Source organism: Rossellomorea sp. NPDC077527, from assembly GCF_044542955.1.
GTDB classification, from domain to species: Bacteria; Bacillota; Bacilli; order Bacillales; family Bacillaceae_B; genus Rossellomorea; species Rossellomorea aquimaris_E.
The window spans coordinates 724,888-739,050 of the sequence record NZ_JBITVL010000001.1; the positions used below are offsets into that span (position 1 = coordinate 724,888).

General features: G+C 41.8%; 19 protein-coding genes. 18 read left to right on the forward strand and 1 reads right to left on the reverse strand.

Features of this window, described 5'->3' with window-relative positions; genetic code table 11:
• Positions 1-153 precede the first annotated feature (153 nt).
• From ACIGG7_RS03775 to ACIGG7_RS03850, 16 genes are all read left to right on the forward strand, one after another.
• Positions 154-720, forward strand: coding sequence for a DEAD/DEAH box helicase family protein (locus ACIGG7_RS03775; RefSeq protein WP_397548876.1), 567 nt, complete (start codon positions 154-156; stop codon positions 718-720).
• A gap of 43 nt (positions 721-763) precedes the next feature.
• Positions 764-1,360, forward strand: a complete 597-nt coding sequence (locus ACIGG7_RS03780) for a GNAT family N-acetyltransferase (RefSeq protein ID WP_224942752.1) — start codon at positions 764-766, stop codon at positions 1,358-1,360.
• A complete protein-coding gene (locus tag ACIGG7_RS03785) occupies positions 1,312-1,935 on the forward strand; it encodes a GNAT family N-acetyltransferase (protein ID WP_224942756.1) in 624 nt (207 codons plus the stop codon). Before ACIGG7_RS03780 ends, ACIGG7_RS03785 begins: the two co-directional genes overlap by 49 nt.
• 26 nt (positions 1,936-1,961) lie before the next feature.
• Complete coding sequence (locus ACIGG7_RS03790; protein WP_397548877.1) at positions 1,962-2,375, forward strand: DUF4181 domain-containing protein; 414 nt, start codon at positions 1,962-1,964, stop codon at positions 2,373-2,375.
• Positions 2,376-2,412: 37 nt separating this feature from the next.
• The gene (locus tag ACIGG7_RS03795; protein ID WP_224942758.1) at positions 2,413-2,886 is read left to right on the forward strand and encodes a DinB family protein; all 474 of its coding nucleotides are present in this window, start codon (positions 2,413-2,415) and stop codon (positions 2,884-2,886) included.
• Positions 2,887-3,189: 303 nt separating this feature from the next.
• Positions 3,190-4,464 carry a histidine--tRNA ligase gene (locus ACIGG7_RS03800; protein ID WP_397549089.1) on the forward strand — a complete coding sequence of 425 codons (1,275 nt, stop codon included), beginning with the start codon at positions 3,190-3,192 and terminating at the stop codon, positions 4,462-4,464.
• A gap of 80 nt (positions 4,465-4,544) precedes the next feature.
• Positions 4,545-5,459, forward strand: a complete 915-nt coding sequence (locus ACIGG7_RS03805) for a Nif3-like dinuclear metal center hexameric protein (RefSeq protein ID WP_397549090.1) — start codon at positions 4,545-4,547, stop codon at positions 5,457-5,459.
• A gap of 50 nt (positions 5,460-5,509) precedes the next feature.
• Positions 5,510-6,085, forward strand: coding sequence for a histidine phosphatase family protein (locus ACIGG7_RS03810; RefSeq protein WP_224942766.1), 576 nt, complete (start codon positions 5,510-5,512; stop codon positions 6,083-6,085).
• A 404-nt stretch (positions 6,086-6,489) separates the two neighbouring features.
• Complete coding sequence (locus ACIGG7_RS03815; RefSeq protein ID WP_224942767.1) at positions 6,490-6,963, forward strand: DUF2975 domain-containing protein; 474 nt, start codon at positions 6,490-6,492, stop codon at positions 6,961-6,963.
• Between the two features lie 9 nt (positions 6,964-6,972).
• Positions 6,973-7,197, forward strand: a complete 225-nt coding sequence (locus ACIGG7_RS03820; RefSeq protein WP_224942769.1) for a helix-turn-helix domain-containing protein — start codon at positions 6,973-6,975, stop codon at positions 7,195-7,197.
• Positions 7,194-7,994, forward strand: coding sequence for a DUF817 domain-containing protein (locus ACIGG7_RS03825; protein WP_397548878.1), 801 nt, complete (start codon positions 7,194-7,196; stop codon positions 7,992-7,994). The genes ACIGG7_RS03820 and ACIGG7_RS03825 overlap by 4 nt, the downstream gene beginning before the upstream one ends.
• Before the next feature lie 161 nt (positions 7,995-8,155).
• Positions 8,156-8,278 carry a hypothetical protein gene (locus ACIGG7_RS03830; RefSeq protein ID WP_397548879.1) on the forward strand — a complete coding sequence of 41 codons (123 nt, stop codon included), beginning with the start codon at positions 8,156-8,158 and terminating at the stop codon, positions 8,276-8,278.
• A 253-nt stretch (positions 8,279-8,531) separates the two neighbouring features.
• The gene (locus ACIGG7_RS03835) at positions 8,532-9,386 is read left to right on the forward strand and encodes an alpha/beta fold hydrolase (protein ID WP_397548880.1); all 855 of its coding nucleotides are present in this window, start codon (positions 8,532-8,534) and stop codon (positions 9,384-9,386) included.
• A gap of 159 nt (positions 9,387-9,545) precedes the next feature.
• Positions 9,546-9,941: a transcriptional regulator SpxA gene (spxA, locus tag ACIGG7_RS03840; RefSeq protein WP_224942776.1), complete on the forward strand. Its 396-nt coding sequence runs from the start codon at positions 9,546-9,548 to the stop codon at positions 9,939-9,941.
• Positions 9,942-10,014: 73 nt separating this feature from the next.
• Complete coding sequence (locus tag ACIGG7_RS03845) at positions 10,015-10,431, forward strand: RrF2 family transcriptional regulator (RefSeq protein WP_224942778.1); 417 nt, start codon at positions 10,015-10,017, stop codon at positions 10,429-10,431.
• A gap of 59 nt (positions 10,432-10,490) precedes the next feature.
• On the forward strand, positions 10,491-10,823 hold the full coding sequence (locus ACIGG7_RS03850) for an IDEAL domain-containing protein (RefSeq protein ID WP_397548881.1): 333 nt from the start codon (positions 10,491-10,493) through the stop codon (positions 10,821-10,823).
• A 108-nt stretch (positions 10,824-10,931) separates the two neighbouring features.
• Here the strand turns inward: ACIGG7_RS03850 and ACIGG7_RS03855 are convergent, their stop codons facing one another.
• Positions 10,932-11,975, reverse strand: a complete 1,044-nt coding sequence (locus ACIGG7_RS03855; protein ID WP_397548882.1) for a 2,3-butanediol dehydrogenase — start codon at positions 11,973-11,975, stop codon at positions 10,932-10,934.
• Between the two features lie 293 nt (positions 11,976-12,268).
• Between ACIGG7_RS03855 and ACIGG7_RS03860 the strand changes: the two genes are divergently transcribed.
• On the forward strand, positions 12,269-12,835 hold the full coding sequence (locus ACIGG7_RS03860) for a TetR/AcrR family transcriptional regulator (RefSeq protein WP_397548883.1): 567 nt from the start codon (positions 12,269-12,271) through the stop codon (positions 12,833-12,835).
• Between the two features lie 147 nt (positions 12,836-12,982).
• Positions 12,983-14,011 carry a C45 family autoproteolytic acyltransferase/hydrolase gene (locus tag ACIGG7_RS03865; protein WP_397548884.1) on the forward strand — a complete coding sequence of 343 codons (1,029 nt, stop codon included), beginning with the start codon at positions 12,983-12,985 and terminating at the stop codon, positions 14,009-14,011.
• The last annotated feature ends 152 nt before the right edge of the window (positions 14,012-14,163 follow it).

Here is a 14,163-nt window from a genome sequence, read left to right on the forward strand (position 1 = left end):
TAATTCCGGCTCATATATTTCTGAAGTGGATCATAAAGAGTTCAAACCGGCTCAAATAGGGGTTTAAACCAGGATGAATGTAAAAGCCATCTGGGGATTTAATGCTCATTTCACTTCAACTATACGGGAAAACGACAAAAAAGGGGCAATTCTATGAAACTCATCTTACTATTTGGACCACAGGCCGTCGGAAAAATGACGGTGGGGCAAGAATTAGAAAAAAGAACAGAACTGAAACTATTTCATAATCATATGACCATCGAATTGCTGCAGCCTTTCTTCGGATTTACAGAGGAAATGTGGAGAATATGCGGCATGATGAGAGAAGAAATCTTCAAATCCTTCTCACAAACAGAACAGTACGGAATGATCTTCACGTTCATGTGGGCATTTAACGAGGAAAATGACTGGAAATGGGTCGAGAAGGTCACGAACATTTTCGAATCCAACGGTGCAGAAGTATATTTCGTTGAGCTTGAATCCGACCTGGAAGTGAGATTGCAAAGAAACACTACTCCAAACCGTCTGCAGCATAAACCTTCCAAGCGTAATATCGAAGACTCCGAGAAACGATTGCTCGCGTCACTGGAGAAACTCCGCCTGAACTCCCAGGAAGGGGAAATAGAAAGAGAGAATTATATAAAGATCAATAATACGGACATGAGTCCGGAAGAGGTTGCGGAGAAGATAATTGATGAATTTCAGTTCGAGAGAAAGTGAGGGACGGACCTCATCGAATAAAACTGAAAAATAGGAGGACCAAATGAACAAAAATCTTTTTCACTCCCCACCAACATTAGAATCCGAGAAAATAAAACTGATCCCATTAGAGGTTAAGCATTCAAAAGAACTTTTGGAAGCGAATGACCCTGATATATGGCGCTTTATGCTTACCGAAATCACCACCCATGAACAAATGGAACAATGGGTATCAGCCGCTGTCCGCTTAAGGGAGCAAGAGACCGCCATACCTTTTGCAGTAGTGTTAAAAGAACAGAACAAAATCATCGGATCGACCAGATTATTCGAAATCAATCTTACTCAAAAATCTTGTGAACTCGGTTCTACCTGGTACAGCAAAGATCATCAAAGGTCCTTCGTGAATTCCCATTGTAAGTATTTGATCCTGCGCTATTGCTTTGAAGAACTGGGGATGATGCGGGTTCAGATTAAAACCGATGAACGAAATCTACGTTCTCAGAGAGCGATTGAACGGCTAGGTGCCGTAAAAGAGGGAGTCCTTAGGAAAGAAAGGATTTTGTCGGGAGGCTATGTCAGAAATGCCGTTGTTTACTCGATCATTGATGAGGAGTGGCCATCTATAAAGGACGGGTTTGTTTTGAGAAATTCGAAATATTGAACGGCGGTGAAGCAATGAATCAATCTCCTCTTATTAAAGGGAAAAAGGTTCTCCTCCGGCAGCCAAAAGAAAACGACATTATGGATCGCTTAAAATGTGGCAGAAATCAAGAAATCGTCCGGATGTACGGTGGCGATACGAGAAACTTGAAACCATTCACGATGGAAGAGGCCAAAACGTTTGTTGAAAAGATTTCAGCCAACCAATACAACTGGTGTATAGAATACAACGGTCATTGTGTTGGACAGGCGCGACTGACCGTCAATGAAGAAGATCAACGAGCGCGTTTCTCCATAGGAATATTCAACCCTTCCATGTTAGGGAAAGGTCTGGGAACGGAAGTCACTAAACTGATAGTGGTATTCGCCTTTGAAGAACTCCAATTACATCGGGTGGATTTAAGGGTGTTGGAATATAATCACAGAGCTATTTCCTGTTATGAAAAGTGTGGGTTTGTGAAAGAAGGGGTTGAACGGGAAGGAGCGTTGATTGAGGGGAAGTTTGAGACGGATGTTTTTATGAGCATGTTGGATAGGGAGTATGAGGCCATGAAAGGCAAGTTCTATCTTTCATAAAATAGAAATAATAGGAGGTGAGATGGTTGTTGATTTTCCTCCTGAAACTGCTGGCTATAACTGCACTATATGTCATTTTGATAGCGATCTTTCACAGAGTAGTCAGCAAGTGGTTGAAGATGAAGAGAAGAAAGGCCTTTTCTCATGAGGTCATAAATGAACGGCATAAAAAAGGAGATAAGCTTATCGGGAATCTGACCGTGTTGGCAATGGTAGCCGGCTTTATCATGGATGTAAGTACGGATGTTGATCCAGATAACCGGTTTTTGCAACCGTATCTTATCATCGCGTTCTTTGTGGTAGGAAGGCTATTGTATAAATTTTATATGGAGAAGAAATGGCTGAGAGATAAAAGGGAATCTGTTTATACGTTAATGGAAGCGGGATTTTACACGTTGCTATTTGCTGTTGCGTATTCGACGAATTTTTGGATGATTTAAAGAGCAAGCATCCTAAGTTAGGGAGAATCACCTAATTATGAATGAAGACTTCAATAAAATTTGGCTAATCAACAAATTCGAAGAACTTAAAAAAAGGATTCTAAAAGCAATCGCTCAAATGTCAGATGAACAATTAAATTGGAGACCTGGAAACGCAGGTCATTGTGTTTCTACACTTATTCGTCACATCGATGGAAATATCAAAGAGAGAATTTACAAAGGAATATGTAACGGAACATATATTAGAGATCGTGAAGATGAATTTAAGCATGTGTATATTACTAAGGTAGAATTAGAGAAGCTTGTGCTTAATCAATTTCAATTTGTAATTGATACAATTAGTCAACTGTCGGAGGAGTCTCTTCTCAAAACTCAATTCGTCAGAGGTAGAGAACGTACAAATCTAGAAGTTCTGTATCAATGTGCTGCACACTTTTCCGAACATATGGGACAGATTTTGTATATAGCTAAGCTATGTTTAAAGGAAGAATATACATCGACGTCGATTTGATAAACTGGTGAGGAGAAACTTAATGATAAATAGTCAAACAGACCTCAAAGAAGTCATTATTTATTGAAAACAATCTTCCATCGTGATAACATAATTGAAAATAAGAGGTGGATAAAAATGACACTCATTAACAAGCAACGCTCATTCACACAATTCCATCATCATATCAAGTAACCTTGCTATCCGATTTTAAACAATCGCACATAGGAAGGTTATTTCCCATAGAACCGCATTTGATTAAGTTTTTCGCTTATATCAAGTGCGGTTCTTTTTTATTTAAAAAGGAGGAGTAGGAAGATGAAAATGAAGAAAATGGATTATCAAAATGTCAAAGGGACACAGGATTATTTACCGGAGGCGGAAGTGATCAGAAGGAAAGTCAGAAGGACATTGGAGGATGTGTTCATTCAATACGGATGCAAGCCTCTCGAAACGCCTATCTTGAACTACACAGAATTACTCGCGTCAAAATATGCGGGAGGAGCAGAAATCCTGGAAGAGATGTACACTTTAACGGACAGGGGAGAACGACACCTTGCCCTGCGATATGACCTGACCATCCCGTTCGCTAAAGTGGCGGCCATGAACCCCACCATCACAATGCCATTCAAACGCTATGAAATTGGAAAAGTGTTCAGGGACGGACCTATCAAGGCGGGGAGGTTCCGGGAGTTCACTCAATGTGATGTGGATATTGTAGGTGTCGAATCACAGGTTGCCGAAGCGGAGTTGATGGTGATGGCATTAGATGCGTTCGGGAAGCTCGACATGAATGTAACGATTCAGTACAATAACCGGAAACTTCTGATTGGGATGCTTCAAGTGTTTGGTGTGGAACCGGATAAACTCAATCAAACGGTCCTCATCTTGGATAAACTTGAGAAAATCGGTGTCAAAGCGGTCGTGGCAGAACTTGAGTATCTGCAGATATCAGATTCAACCATTAGCGCTATAGAACAATTTTTAATAGAGAAAAACTATGGCAGCTTTGATTATTTCGAATCGTGTTCCAATAAAAATTCAAATGTAAGAGAAGGATTAGCGGAAGTAAGGGAACTTGCATCCTACCTTGACTTCCTGGACGTTAGAGAGCAGTGCGTATTCAATCCCTTTTTAGCCAGAGGGCTTGAAATCTACACTGGGACCATCTACGAAATATTCTTAACGGACCGATCAATCACTTCAAGCATCGGAAGCGGAGGACGTTATGATAACGCCATTGGGGGACTGCTTGGAACAGATGAATCCATTTCGACAGTCGGCATCTCCTTTGGATTGGACGTCATTTATGCAGCAATCATGGTTTCCGGGCAAAACGTGAATCAGACCTCCAACATTGATTATTACATCATCCCCCTTGGTACCGAGAAGGAGGCTTTACGGGTCGCGGCTGACTTCCGACAAAAGGGCTATACTGTTGAGCTTGAGATGAGCAGGAGGAAACTGGGCAAGCTGTTGGAAAAAGCGAATAAAGAAGGGGTTCGGAATGTGATTGTGATTGGGGAGGAGGAAATCAGGAAGAGACAGTATAAGGTGAGGAATATGATAACAGGTGAAGAAGAGTTGTGGGAGATGTAGGCAAGTTTTCCACTATACTATTTACCTAATATAGGTAAATCTGTATAGTTAATGAAAAACACAGTCGTAGGGGTGGTATGTTGGAAAGGTTAATAGATATTGTTCAGCGGCTGAATCAAACTTTCGAAATAAAAAGCTATGGGAAAGATCCTGCATTCAGCCGGTTCATTCCACAGGTGTACGATGGGAAGATGGACTGGAAGGCGAAATTTGAGCCTGCTTTCAGCGAATTATTCAATGGATTGATGATTAAAGGAAAGAGTGAAGTTAAGAGTGTGTTCCTCGCTGTTTTTCCGACAGAGGATGTATTAGAGACATTTATTCAAGAAGGCGAGCCTGGCGATTTGTTATTCATGCATCACCCACTTTTGATGGAATGCGGTGACCCAAAAGGAAACTGGGGAAGAGGGTTCGTCCCGATCAAGGAATGTCTGATTGACCGGATAAGGAAAAAAGGACTTTCCATTTATACGTGTCATGTTCCACTTGATTACCACACGACATTAGGGACAAGTCAGGCCATCGCAGAGGCTATGAATGTAAAAATAACAGACCGGTTTATTCATGATGAGAAACATGGAGACATCGGGATCATAGGGGAAGTCACCGAGACGAATACAGACGAGTTGATACATCGGATGGAAGAAATATTCGATCTCCCCTACGTCGATTTCGAGGGAAGGAAGAGGAAGATAAGAAAAGTGGCCGTCGTAGCGGGCTGTGGCGATAAAACTGCTTGGATGAAAGAGGCTGAAGGCAAAGGGGTCGATGCCTATATTTCCGGTGAAATCCATTGTCATATCGACAACGAGTACGGAAGAAAAAGATACGAAGAAGTGATTAGGTATGCTGGGGATACGAAGATGTCACTGATCGGTGTGTCCCATTCTGCGTCGGAATATTTGGTACATAGGACATTAATGAAGAGTTGGTTTGAGAGGGAGTTTGAGTTTAGTAGGATCCGTTTGATTCCACAGGAAAAATGGTGGTTGTAACGTGGTAATGGGAAGAGGAAGAGAAATATACTTGAAAGAGTGACCTACAAATGACAACATTCGGTTTAATCAGACATGGGATCACAGATTGGAATGATCTCGGTAAAGCACAAGGAATATCTGATATTCCTTTGAATGAAAACGGAAGAGAGCAAGCTTTTCTTATAGGAGGAAGGCTCATGAACGAAGGAAAATGGGATTTGATTGCCACAAGTGATTTATCTAGGGCGGGGGAAACAGCTCAAATCATCGGGAGCGCATTAAACATACCTATCAATCAAGATGCTAGACTCAGAGAAATAAACTGTGGGGAAATTGAAGGGACGACTGAAGAATACCGATTGCAAACATGGGGGAAGAACTGGAGAGATATAGTGAAGGGAATGGAAAAGTATGAGGAAGTAGGGAGGAGAGGGAAGGAAGCTTTGCGAGAATTGGTCAATACATATCCTGGCCAACGAATATTAATTGTGAGTCACGGCGCATTGATTGGCTTAACCCTTCAGCACTTACTTCCTATGCAATTCCCTGAAACATATATCGATAATACTTCCCTTACGATTCTCAAGTACATGAGCCGGGAATGGAATTGCCCACTTTATAACTGCACTGCCCATTTAACATGATCCTCTATAAAGAAAATTCGACATGAAGGATCAATTAATGAAAATACGGATTAATTATCATCCATACAGGGTTAATAAATCGAAATCAGGATTAATAAATTTTATAACGGTTAAATAATTGCTCAAGATGGATTAAATAATGAAGAAAGTCTTTCCGTTGATATGGCATAAGGAGTTATCATGCCATAATGCAGCTATCTCTTAAAAAAGTCCGGCCACATAGCCGGACTTTTTTTGAGGGACGGACCTCCAAAAGGTATAGTAACTTCATTGGTTGCACACGTCGAAAAGGTCCGTCCCTCATATTAAATCAATAAAAACATTATAAAAAATAACAAAAATTTATTGAAAAACAATAAATCCTATGGTAAATTCATACTATATTATCTAGCGAGGTGCTATGTATGAAACGGGAAACGAATCTTTTGAAGATTGCTCTTTTTCTTATCGGGGCTCCCATTGCAGCTTTATGCTTCATTGGGTTACCTATAGTCGCTATAGATGCAGCAGGTTCAAGTCTGGCCTATGTAGTCTATGGGTTATTGGCCGTGATGTATTCGTCGGCGATTCCTTTCTTCACCGCATTGTTTCAGGCTTACAAACTGTTAAAGTATATTGATCTAAACAATGCGTTCTCGGAATCATCCATTAAAGCGTTGAAGACGATCAAAACATGTGCCATTGTGATCAGTTTCTTCTATGTGTTGGGAATGCCGCTCTTTTATGCGGTGGCACAAGTGGAAGACGCGCCAGGTGTCATCTTAATCGGTTTGATCATTGTCTTCGGTTCAGCCGTGATCGCCGTCTTTGCCGCCGTCCTGCAGAAGCTTCTGAAAAATGCCATTGAAATCAAATCTGAAAATGATTTAACGGTCTGAGGTGAGAATATGGCGATTATTATTAATATTGATGTAATGCTTGCAAAACGGAAAATGAGTGTGACGGAGCTTTCGGAAAAGGTGGGGATCACCATGGCGAACCTGTCGATTTTGAAAAATGGAAAGGCAAAGGCGGTTCGATTATCCACCCTTGAGGCGATCTGCAAGGCCCTCGACTGTCAGCCGGGGGATCTGCTGGAGTATCAACGGGATGATGATGCAGGAGAATCATGATGACTAGAGCAGTCAAACAACTTCTTAGCTTCGGCTGGGAGCAGGCACTTTCCTGTTTGTTTCCGGTTGTCATCTTTGCCTCTCTGGCCCTAACCCAGATAATTCCGCTTCCATTTCTGCCGCGGTATGACTGGTTGCTTCTTATCTGCCTTCTGATGCAATGGGGGATGGTGAAGTCGGGTCTTGAAACCCGTGATGAACTGAAGGTGATCACATTGTTTCACATCATTGGACTTTGCCTTGAACTTTTTAAGGTACATATGGGCTCGTGGTCTTATCCTGGGGAAGGCTATTCGAAACTGTTCGGTGTCCCTTTGTACAGCGGATTCATGTACGCCAGTGTCGCAAGTTACCTGTGCCAGGCGTGGAGGAGATTGAAGGTCGAGTTGATCCAGTGGCCGCCGTTTTGGCTCGTCGTTCTTCTTGCCGCTGCGATTTATTTGAACTTTTTTACCCATCATTACTGGATCGATATCCGCTGGTGGCTGTCTGGAATGGTCATCGTCGTCTTTTGGAGAACGTGGGTCGCTTATGAGGTGGGGCGGACACGTTACCACATGTCCCTTGCACTTTCTTTTGTCCTTATCGGCTTTTTTATCTGGATTGCTGAGAACATCGCCACATTCTTCGGCGCATGGGAATATCCGAATCAAACGGACGCCTGGAGCCTCGTGCATCTTGGGAAGGTTAGCTCATGGCTCCTGCTTGTCATCGTCAGCTTTTTGATTGTGGCAACGTTGAAGCGAGTGAAGGGGAAAAGTTCTGCGGCTAATATAAGTACGAGTCAATCTTTATAATATTCAACAAGCATAGACGACCAGTGGTTCAAGAGCCACAGGTCGTTTTTACTCTTAAAAAGTTTTGAATATCCTAAAAGAAAGAAAGCAAAATAAAATAGTGAGTCTGCTTGATTCCAGGTATACCGTGTGAAAAACACATGACAAAGGAGGGTGAAAGGATGTCTAAGAAAAAGAACAAAGACCTTCAGCATAACAAAGCTATGCCTAAGTCCGATGTTGAATTTGCTCAGAACGGTCTTGAGAAAGTAGCGATGAAAGCACAGGAGCGTAATAATAAGTAAGGTATAAAGCTTTAACAGGGACAGATTCCTTGGTGCGCCATTTCAAAGCACCAAGGGATCTGTCTTTTTTTGAATAACTGGGAACCTTTACTGAACTGATACGTACATGTATTAACTTGAAAATATGTAGGAATTAATATGAACTGCGGATCGCGGCAATGGTGATTGCGCATGAGAGGACCATATTCATGGCGACTATGCTGATTCTATTAATGACCGTGTATCTACTCATAAACAGGAGGCTCTTGGATTAATGGAAAAGAAGTATATCATGATCAATGGAAGGAATGTTTTCGTTAAACAAAAAGGAGAAGGAGAGCCAATACTCTTCCTCCATGGTGGACCAGGGGGGAGTCTTGAATATTTCCTTCCACATATGGAACCCCTTGCGGAAGATTTTCAGATCATTCTCTATGACCAAACGGGGTGTGGGAACTCTGAAGTAAAGGAAGGTCATACATATTCAATTGCTGATGAAGTCAACAATCTTGAAGAAATCAGAAAAGTCCTCAACCTGGAGAAGATGACCCTTTTCGGCGAGTCGTGGGGCAGCATTCTCGCCCTTTCGTATGCGGCAAAGTATCCGGAACACATCGATCAGTTAATACTGACTGCCGTTGTCGGTCTAAGCTCAAAAGATTACCGGGCTTTCAAACAAAATCTCCTCCAAAAACTCGGCTTTTATAAGAAAATGCTTCTCGGATGGTATTCTTTTACCTCTATTTTCAATGTCAATGCCTCAAAGAAGCTAGAGGGACTTCTGGATCCTTTATATGTATACTCCAGTGAAACATTAAAAAAGAAAAGAGAGATTTCATACAACAAGAATGCTCTTAAAAACATAGGGAAGGAACTGGAACAACATTATAACCTGATCCCATCCTTGCCTGAGCTACGTTCCCTTCCCATCTTTATCGCACAAGGATCACATGACATTTTAACGCCTGCATATTTGGAAGGAAATGTGCTGGCCCATTTGCCGAATGCCGCCCTCACTGAAATTGAAGAAAGTGGTCATTGGACCATCCTTGAACAGCCCGAGAAGATGGAGAAGTTGATTCGGTCCACCATGCTTACTAAAGGGGCAGATGCTCAGATTCACGTGTGAAAAAGGAATCCTTCTCTCAACAGAAAGGATTCTTTTTCATAAAAACGGTTGACATCTCTAACTGTAAATATTATTATTACAGTGTACCCGCAACAAGGGTTATATTTTAAAACATAACTGTTACTTTTTTTATTACATTTAGAAGGAGTGTGTAAACACATGGTCAATTTATTTCTGACACCAAGCTGTACGTCCTGCCGGAAAGCAAGAGCGTGGCTTGACGAACATTCAATACCTTATGTGGAACGTAACATGCTGACAGAACCGTTGACACCTGATGAGATCAAGTCGATTCTTCGCCTGACGGAAAATGGAACAGAGGACATCATTTCCAAACAATCAAAGGCGTATCAGGAGTTGAAGGTAGACATTGATTCGTTGCCACTCCAGGACTTATATACATTAATCAGAGAAAACCCGCTTATGCTGAAAAGACCGATCATGCTGGATGAAAAAAGACTACAGATCGGCTATAACGATGAAGAAATCCGCAGCTTTCTTCCAAGGAAAGTACGTAACTTCGAATATCATGAGCTGCAAAAGCTGGCCAACTGACGATAAACGGGATTCTTGACAGTATAAACTGTAAAAGATACCATTACAGTAACATCCGTGAAGGAGGCAGGCTATGAATAGCAACTTTACCTTAGCCATCCACAGTTTAACGTATCTGGCCCTGCAAACGGATCGCATGTCGACAAGCGATGCGATTTCAGAAAGTGCCGGCGTGCATCCGGTCCGGATCCGCAAAGTCCTTAGCCTTTTGAAAAAGCAGGGATTTATCGCATCCAAAGAAGGAACAGGCGGCGGATTCATCTTTGCACGGGAGTTGAGCGACATCAACCTGTGGGACATATACAAAATCACTTCAGAAGGGGCCCTGCAGCCGAAATGCACAGCCGCAAACGAACGGTGTCTCATCGGTGCGAATATGAAACATGTCCTTTTCCAGATTTTCCTTGGAGCAGAAGAGAAACTGGGCGATTATTTAAAGGACTACACCATTAAAGACATCGTCGATATGATCAATCAGGAGAAAGCGTAAAAGGCTTTCTTGCTCTATAAATGTAACAAATATTATTACAGTTGAGAAGGTGAAAGAATATGTCAAACCAACCATCTATTCTAAAAACCGGCGATTGGATCAAGGGTACCTTACTTACAGGTGAACTGGTCATCGGCTATATAGAGAACCTGGACACCAAAGGCAATGCCGTAAAAGCGAAAATCGTGACCAGCGACAATAAGACCATCGAAGGGAAGACCATCCCTCTATTGAACAGACAGATCAAAAAAATCCCGGATACCCATATCAAAAATAAGGAGCAGATCCAGTTCCTCATTGACCTTGCCTTGGAAACGGGAGATGAAGAGTGGTTTATTGAATTGACAACGAAGCTGAATTCCATGAGGGAGCTTGCACAGGGAGTGTCTTGATTGTCATAAAAGTATCAAAGCTGAAGAGACGGACTCTTCGGCTTTTTCTTGTTCAGTTGGCAAATAAAAAAGAACCCGTCCCAAGTTCAGGAACAGGTTCATAGATAATTAAAGATTTGACTGTTTAGGCGTTACAAGGATCTTACACTGTGACCGGTCGTTGATCACCGTTTCAAATCCTTCTTCTACAATGTCATCTAAATGGATTTTCTTTGTGATGACGAATTCTTCATTGATCATGCCTTGAGAAAGTAATTCAATGACTTTAGGGTAAACGTTCATATATGTCATGGACGTTGAGATCTTAACGTTTTTTCGAACCGCAATGTTCGGGTTGAAGGTGACAGGCTTTTCCCATAGGCTGATGACTTTTAATTCACCATTAAATTTTGTACTAAGGTATGCTGCTTCAAATGTCGGTTGAACACCTGCCACTTCATACACAACATCTGCACCTTTCCCATTTGTTAAAGCGTAAATCGTTTCAACAGGGTTTTTCTCTATCGGATTAATCGCATGAGTAGCTCCTACTTTTAGTGCTGTTTCAAGACGTTTTTCTGCAATTTCAACCACGATGATTTTCGAAGCACCCGCAGCTTTTAGTGCTTGAATCAATAGTAAGCCAATAGGACCTGCCCCGAAAACGGCGACTTCATCACCAAATGAAAATTGGCTTGAACGAATCGCTTGTGTGACAACGGATACTGGCTCAACAAGTGAGGCAAGTTCTAAACTCATCGTATCAGGAATTTTGTGTATACGTTCCATTGGAGCGACTACATATTCTGCAAAGCCGCCATCCTCATTGATCAGTCCGATGAACCCTCCGTTTTCACATACATTGTAATGTCCTGTTAGACAAGATTCACACGTCCCGCATGGAAGAACGGGTTCAATCACTACTCGTTCTCCAACTGCAACGGTTGTGACATCTCCTCCAACCTCTACAACTTTTCCTGAAAATTCATGCCCCATGATAACTTCAGAATTGTCTGCTGGAATCATTAAAGGACCCGCAACATATTCATGCATATCACTTCCGCAAATCCCGCACCATTCAACTTCTACTCTTACCTCATTTACCTTTGGTGTTGGAATTGGTGTTTCAACCACTCGAATATCTTTTGGTCCAAAAAATTTAGCTGCTTTCATATATCCTACTCCATTCTGATGATCTATTTTGTGTATCGCTAATATAAGGCTTTACTATTCAATAACGCTCCCCTAATGAAAGCGCTCACTCATAGGGTATAGCCTAATGGACCATGACACAACCAATGATCTGAATGGATTTGTTTAATATTAAACACTTTCTTGGATTTTGTTTAAAAAAGTGGGACGATTCTCTCTGTCAGCCACTACCTCCTTTAAACTTCTGGGCTAAGCGTGATGACAAGAGGTATAATAAAGATAATTAGATACAGAAAACAAGAGGCTGATTTCATATGGACCGACGAATCATCAAAACAAAAAAATCAATTAAGGATGCCCTGCTTACAGTTTCGGCCGTAAAAGGAGTGGGGGCTGTAACGGTTCAGGATATTATTAATGAAGCGAACATCAATCGAGCCACCTTTTATTATCATTACAAGGATAAGGTGGATTTACTTCAGGTCATAATCGAGGAAACATTGGAGGGGTTGGCGCAAGAACTGGTCGTTCCCGTTCATGTTGATTCCTTTGCAGATGTTGTCTATCCCCCCGTTCGTTCAACATTTGAACATGTTAAAAAGTATATTGAAGTGTATCAAATCACTTTAAGTAAAAAGGGGATACCTGAATTCCGCTGGGAAATGTTAAGCATCATTAAAGAATCCGTTCGTGATAATATCGATCAATTCAAGAAAAATCAACACGACATTACCGTTGATTCGGAATTTCTGGTGAGCTATATTTCGGGTGCACTGGTCACATTAATTATCGATTGGGTCGAGCGTCATTTACCTGAATCACCTGAATTGATGGCAGGGCAAATGGCTCGCGTCTTGACGGACGGGGTATATAAGAAATAGTGAAGGGACCGACTCCGTGCAATAAAAGATTTATTGTGCGGGAGCAGGTCCTTTTTCAATGCAATATTCTATCAGTCTCAATCAAGCACAAAATGACAGGTGTGATACAAGCAGGGAGCGATATGATGGAATCAAGGAGGGATTGATATGTCTGATTTCATCGTACGTATCGTTCAAACGCGAGGAGATTCATTTCAAATCGGATTAGAAACGAGTGAAGTATTGAGGAATTCACCCATTTTACATGTGCTCTCATCGATTACCAAACAAGAGATAGATATCTCTGAGATGCAGTCGATTTTTTCGACATTTGCTCCCCACTTGCTGGATGAGTTGGAGGGACTTGCGGAGGGATTCGGTATTTCATCCAAAAGGGCGGCCACCTTATTTAGTGGCTATGATATGCCGAAGACGGAAGCGATGGGTTGTTCAAGTCTATTGACTAAGGAGTATTATGTACGGAATTATGACTTTTCCCCAGACTTATATGACGGTGTTTTTAGTTTGATTCAGCCGAATCAGGCGTTTGCATCCGCAGGCTATAATCTTCAAGTCCTGGGAAGGCATGATGGGGTGAATGAGAAAGGTCTGGTTGCAGGATTACACTTCGTCAGTAACGATCGTTATCAAAAGGGAGTCTCACCATGGACGGCGATACGGATGGTGCTGGATACATGCTCTTCTCTTGAAGAAGCGGTGGCCATGCTGAAAGAGATTCCTCACTCTGCTTGTTATAATTTTTCTCTTGGAGGCCGACTTGGACACATGGCGGAGGTGGAAGCGAGTCCAGATGAAGTGATGGTCAGGTATGGGGAATCTTTTCTTTCATGTGTCAATCATTTTCAGGATGAACAAATGAAAAGTAAAAATCGTCCTTCCATTGTTGGATCCCAGGAGCGGAATAAGCATTTACTGAGTCTAAAAGATAAGAAATGGTCCCATCAACATATGTTTGAACACTTCAAACGAAAGGATTCTCCTATGTTCTTTACAGATTATGAGGATTTATTCGGCACTCTTCACACGTTTTCGTACTCGTACCAGGAGTCGAGAATCCTTACGACCATTGCAGGATGCAGGGATGTAATCGACTTGAACTTACAGGATTGGGTGAACGGGGAGGACATTCCCAAGGAAGAACTTATTGGTTATATCAAACGAACAGAGAAAAGCTGATTCCGTACTAAAACGGGATCAGCTTTTTCTTCATTCAAAAGTCGTAGAACCCATCCACCCCAACGGCCGAAGATGCAGACAGTAAGGTTGAATATACTTAATTTATATTCAATTCGAATTATAGTGAATATTTCCTACTGTTGGTATAAAAT

What these genes read in the sequence shown, in the direction of transcription:
- ACIGG7_RS03780 (WP_224942752.1), top strand. Translation starts at nt 764, where the DNA reads ATGAACAAAAATCTTTTTCACTCCCCACCAACATTAGAATCCGAGAAA.
- ACIGG7_RS03815 (WP_224942767.1), top strand. Translation starts at nt 6,490, where the DNA reads ATGAAACGGGAAACGAATCTTTTGAAGATTGCTCTTTTTCTTATCGGG.
- ACIGG7_RS03820 (WP_224942769.1), top strand. Translation starts at nt 6,973, where the DNA reads ATGGCGATTATTATTAATATTGATGTAATGCTTGCAAAACGGAAAATG.
- ACIGG7_RS03830 (WP_397548879.1), top strand. Translation starts at nt 8,156, where the DNA reads ATGTCTAAGAAAAAGAACAAAGACCTTCAGCATAACAAAGCTATGCCT.
- ACIGG7_RS03810 (WP_224942766.1), top strand. Translation starts at nt 5,510, where the DNA reads ATGACAACATTCGGTTTAATCAGACATGGGATCACAGATTGGAATGAT.
- ACIGG7_RS03850 (WP_397548881.1), top strand. Translation starts at nt 10,491, where the DNA reads ATGTCAAACCAACCATCTATTCTAAAAACCGGCGATTGGATCAAGGGT.
- ACIGG7_RS03775 (WP_397548876.1), top strand. Translation starts at nt 154, where the DNA reads ATGAAACTCATCTTACTATTTGGACCACAGGCCGTCGGAAAAATGACG.
- ACIGG7_RS03855 (WP_397548882.1), bottom strand. Translation starts at nt 11,975, where the DNA reads ATGAAAGCAGCTAAATTTTTTGGACCAAAAGATATTCGAGTGGTTGAA.
- ACIGG7_RS03845 (WP_224942778.1), top strand. Translation starts at nt 10,015, where the DNA reads ATGAATAGCAACTTTACCTTAGCCATCCACAGTTTAACGTATCTGGCC.
- ACIGG7_RS03800 (WP_397549089.1), top strand. Translation starts at nt 3,190, where the DNA reads ATGAAGAAAATGGATTATCAAAATGTCAAAGGGACACAGGATTATTTA.
- spxA (WP_224942776.1), top strand. Translation starts at nt 9,546, where the DNA reads ATGGTCAATTTATTTCTGACACCAAGCTGTACGTCCTGCCGGAAAGCA.
- ACIGG7_RS03825 (WP_397548878.1), top strand. Translation starts at nt 7,194, where the DNA reads ATGATGACTAGAGCAGTCAAACAACTTCTTAGCTTCGGCTGGGAGCAG.
- ACIGG7_RS03835 (WP_397548880.1), top strand. Translation starts at nt 8,532, where the DNA reads ATGGAAAAGAAGTATATCATGATCAATGGAAGGAATGTTTTCGTTAAA.
- ACIGG7_RS03795 (WP_224942758.1), top strand. Translation starts at nt 2,413, where the DNA reads ATGAATGAAGACTTCAATAAAATTTGGCTAATCAACAAATTCGAAGAA.
- ACIGG7_RS03860 (WP_397548883.1), top strand. Translation starts at nt 12,269, where the DNA reads ATGGACCGACGAATCATCAAAACAAAAAAATCAATTAAGGATGCCCTG.
- ACIGG7_RS03865 (WP_397548884.1), top strand. Translation starts at nt 12,983, where the DNA reads ATGTCTGATTTCATCGTACGTATCGTTCAAACGCGAGGAGATTCATTT.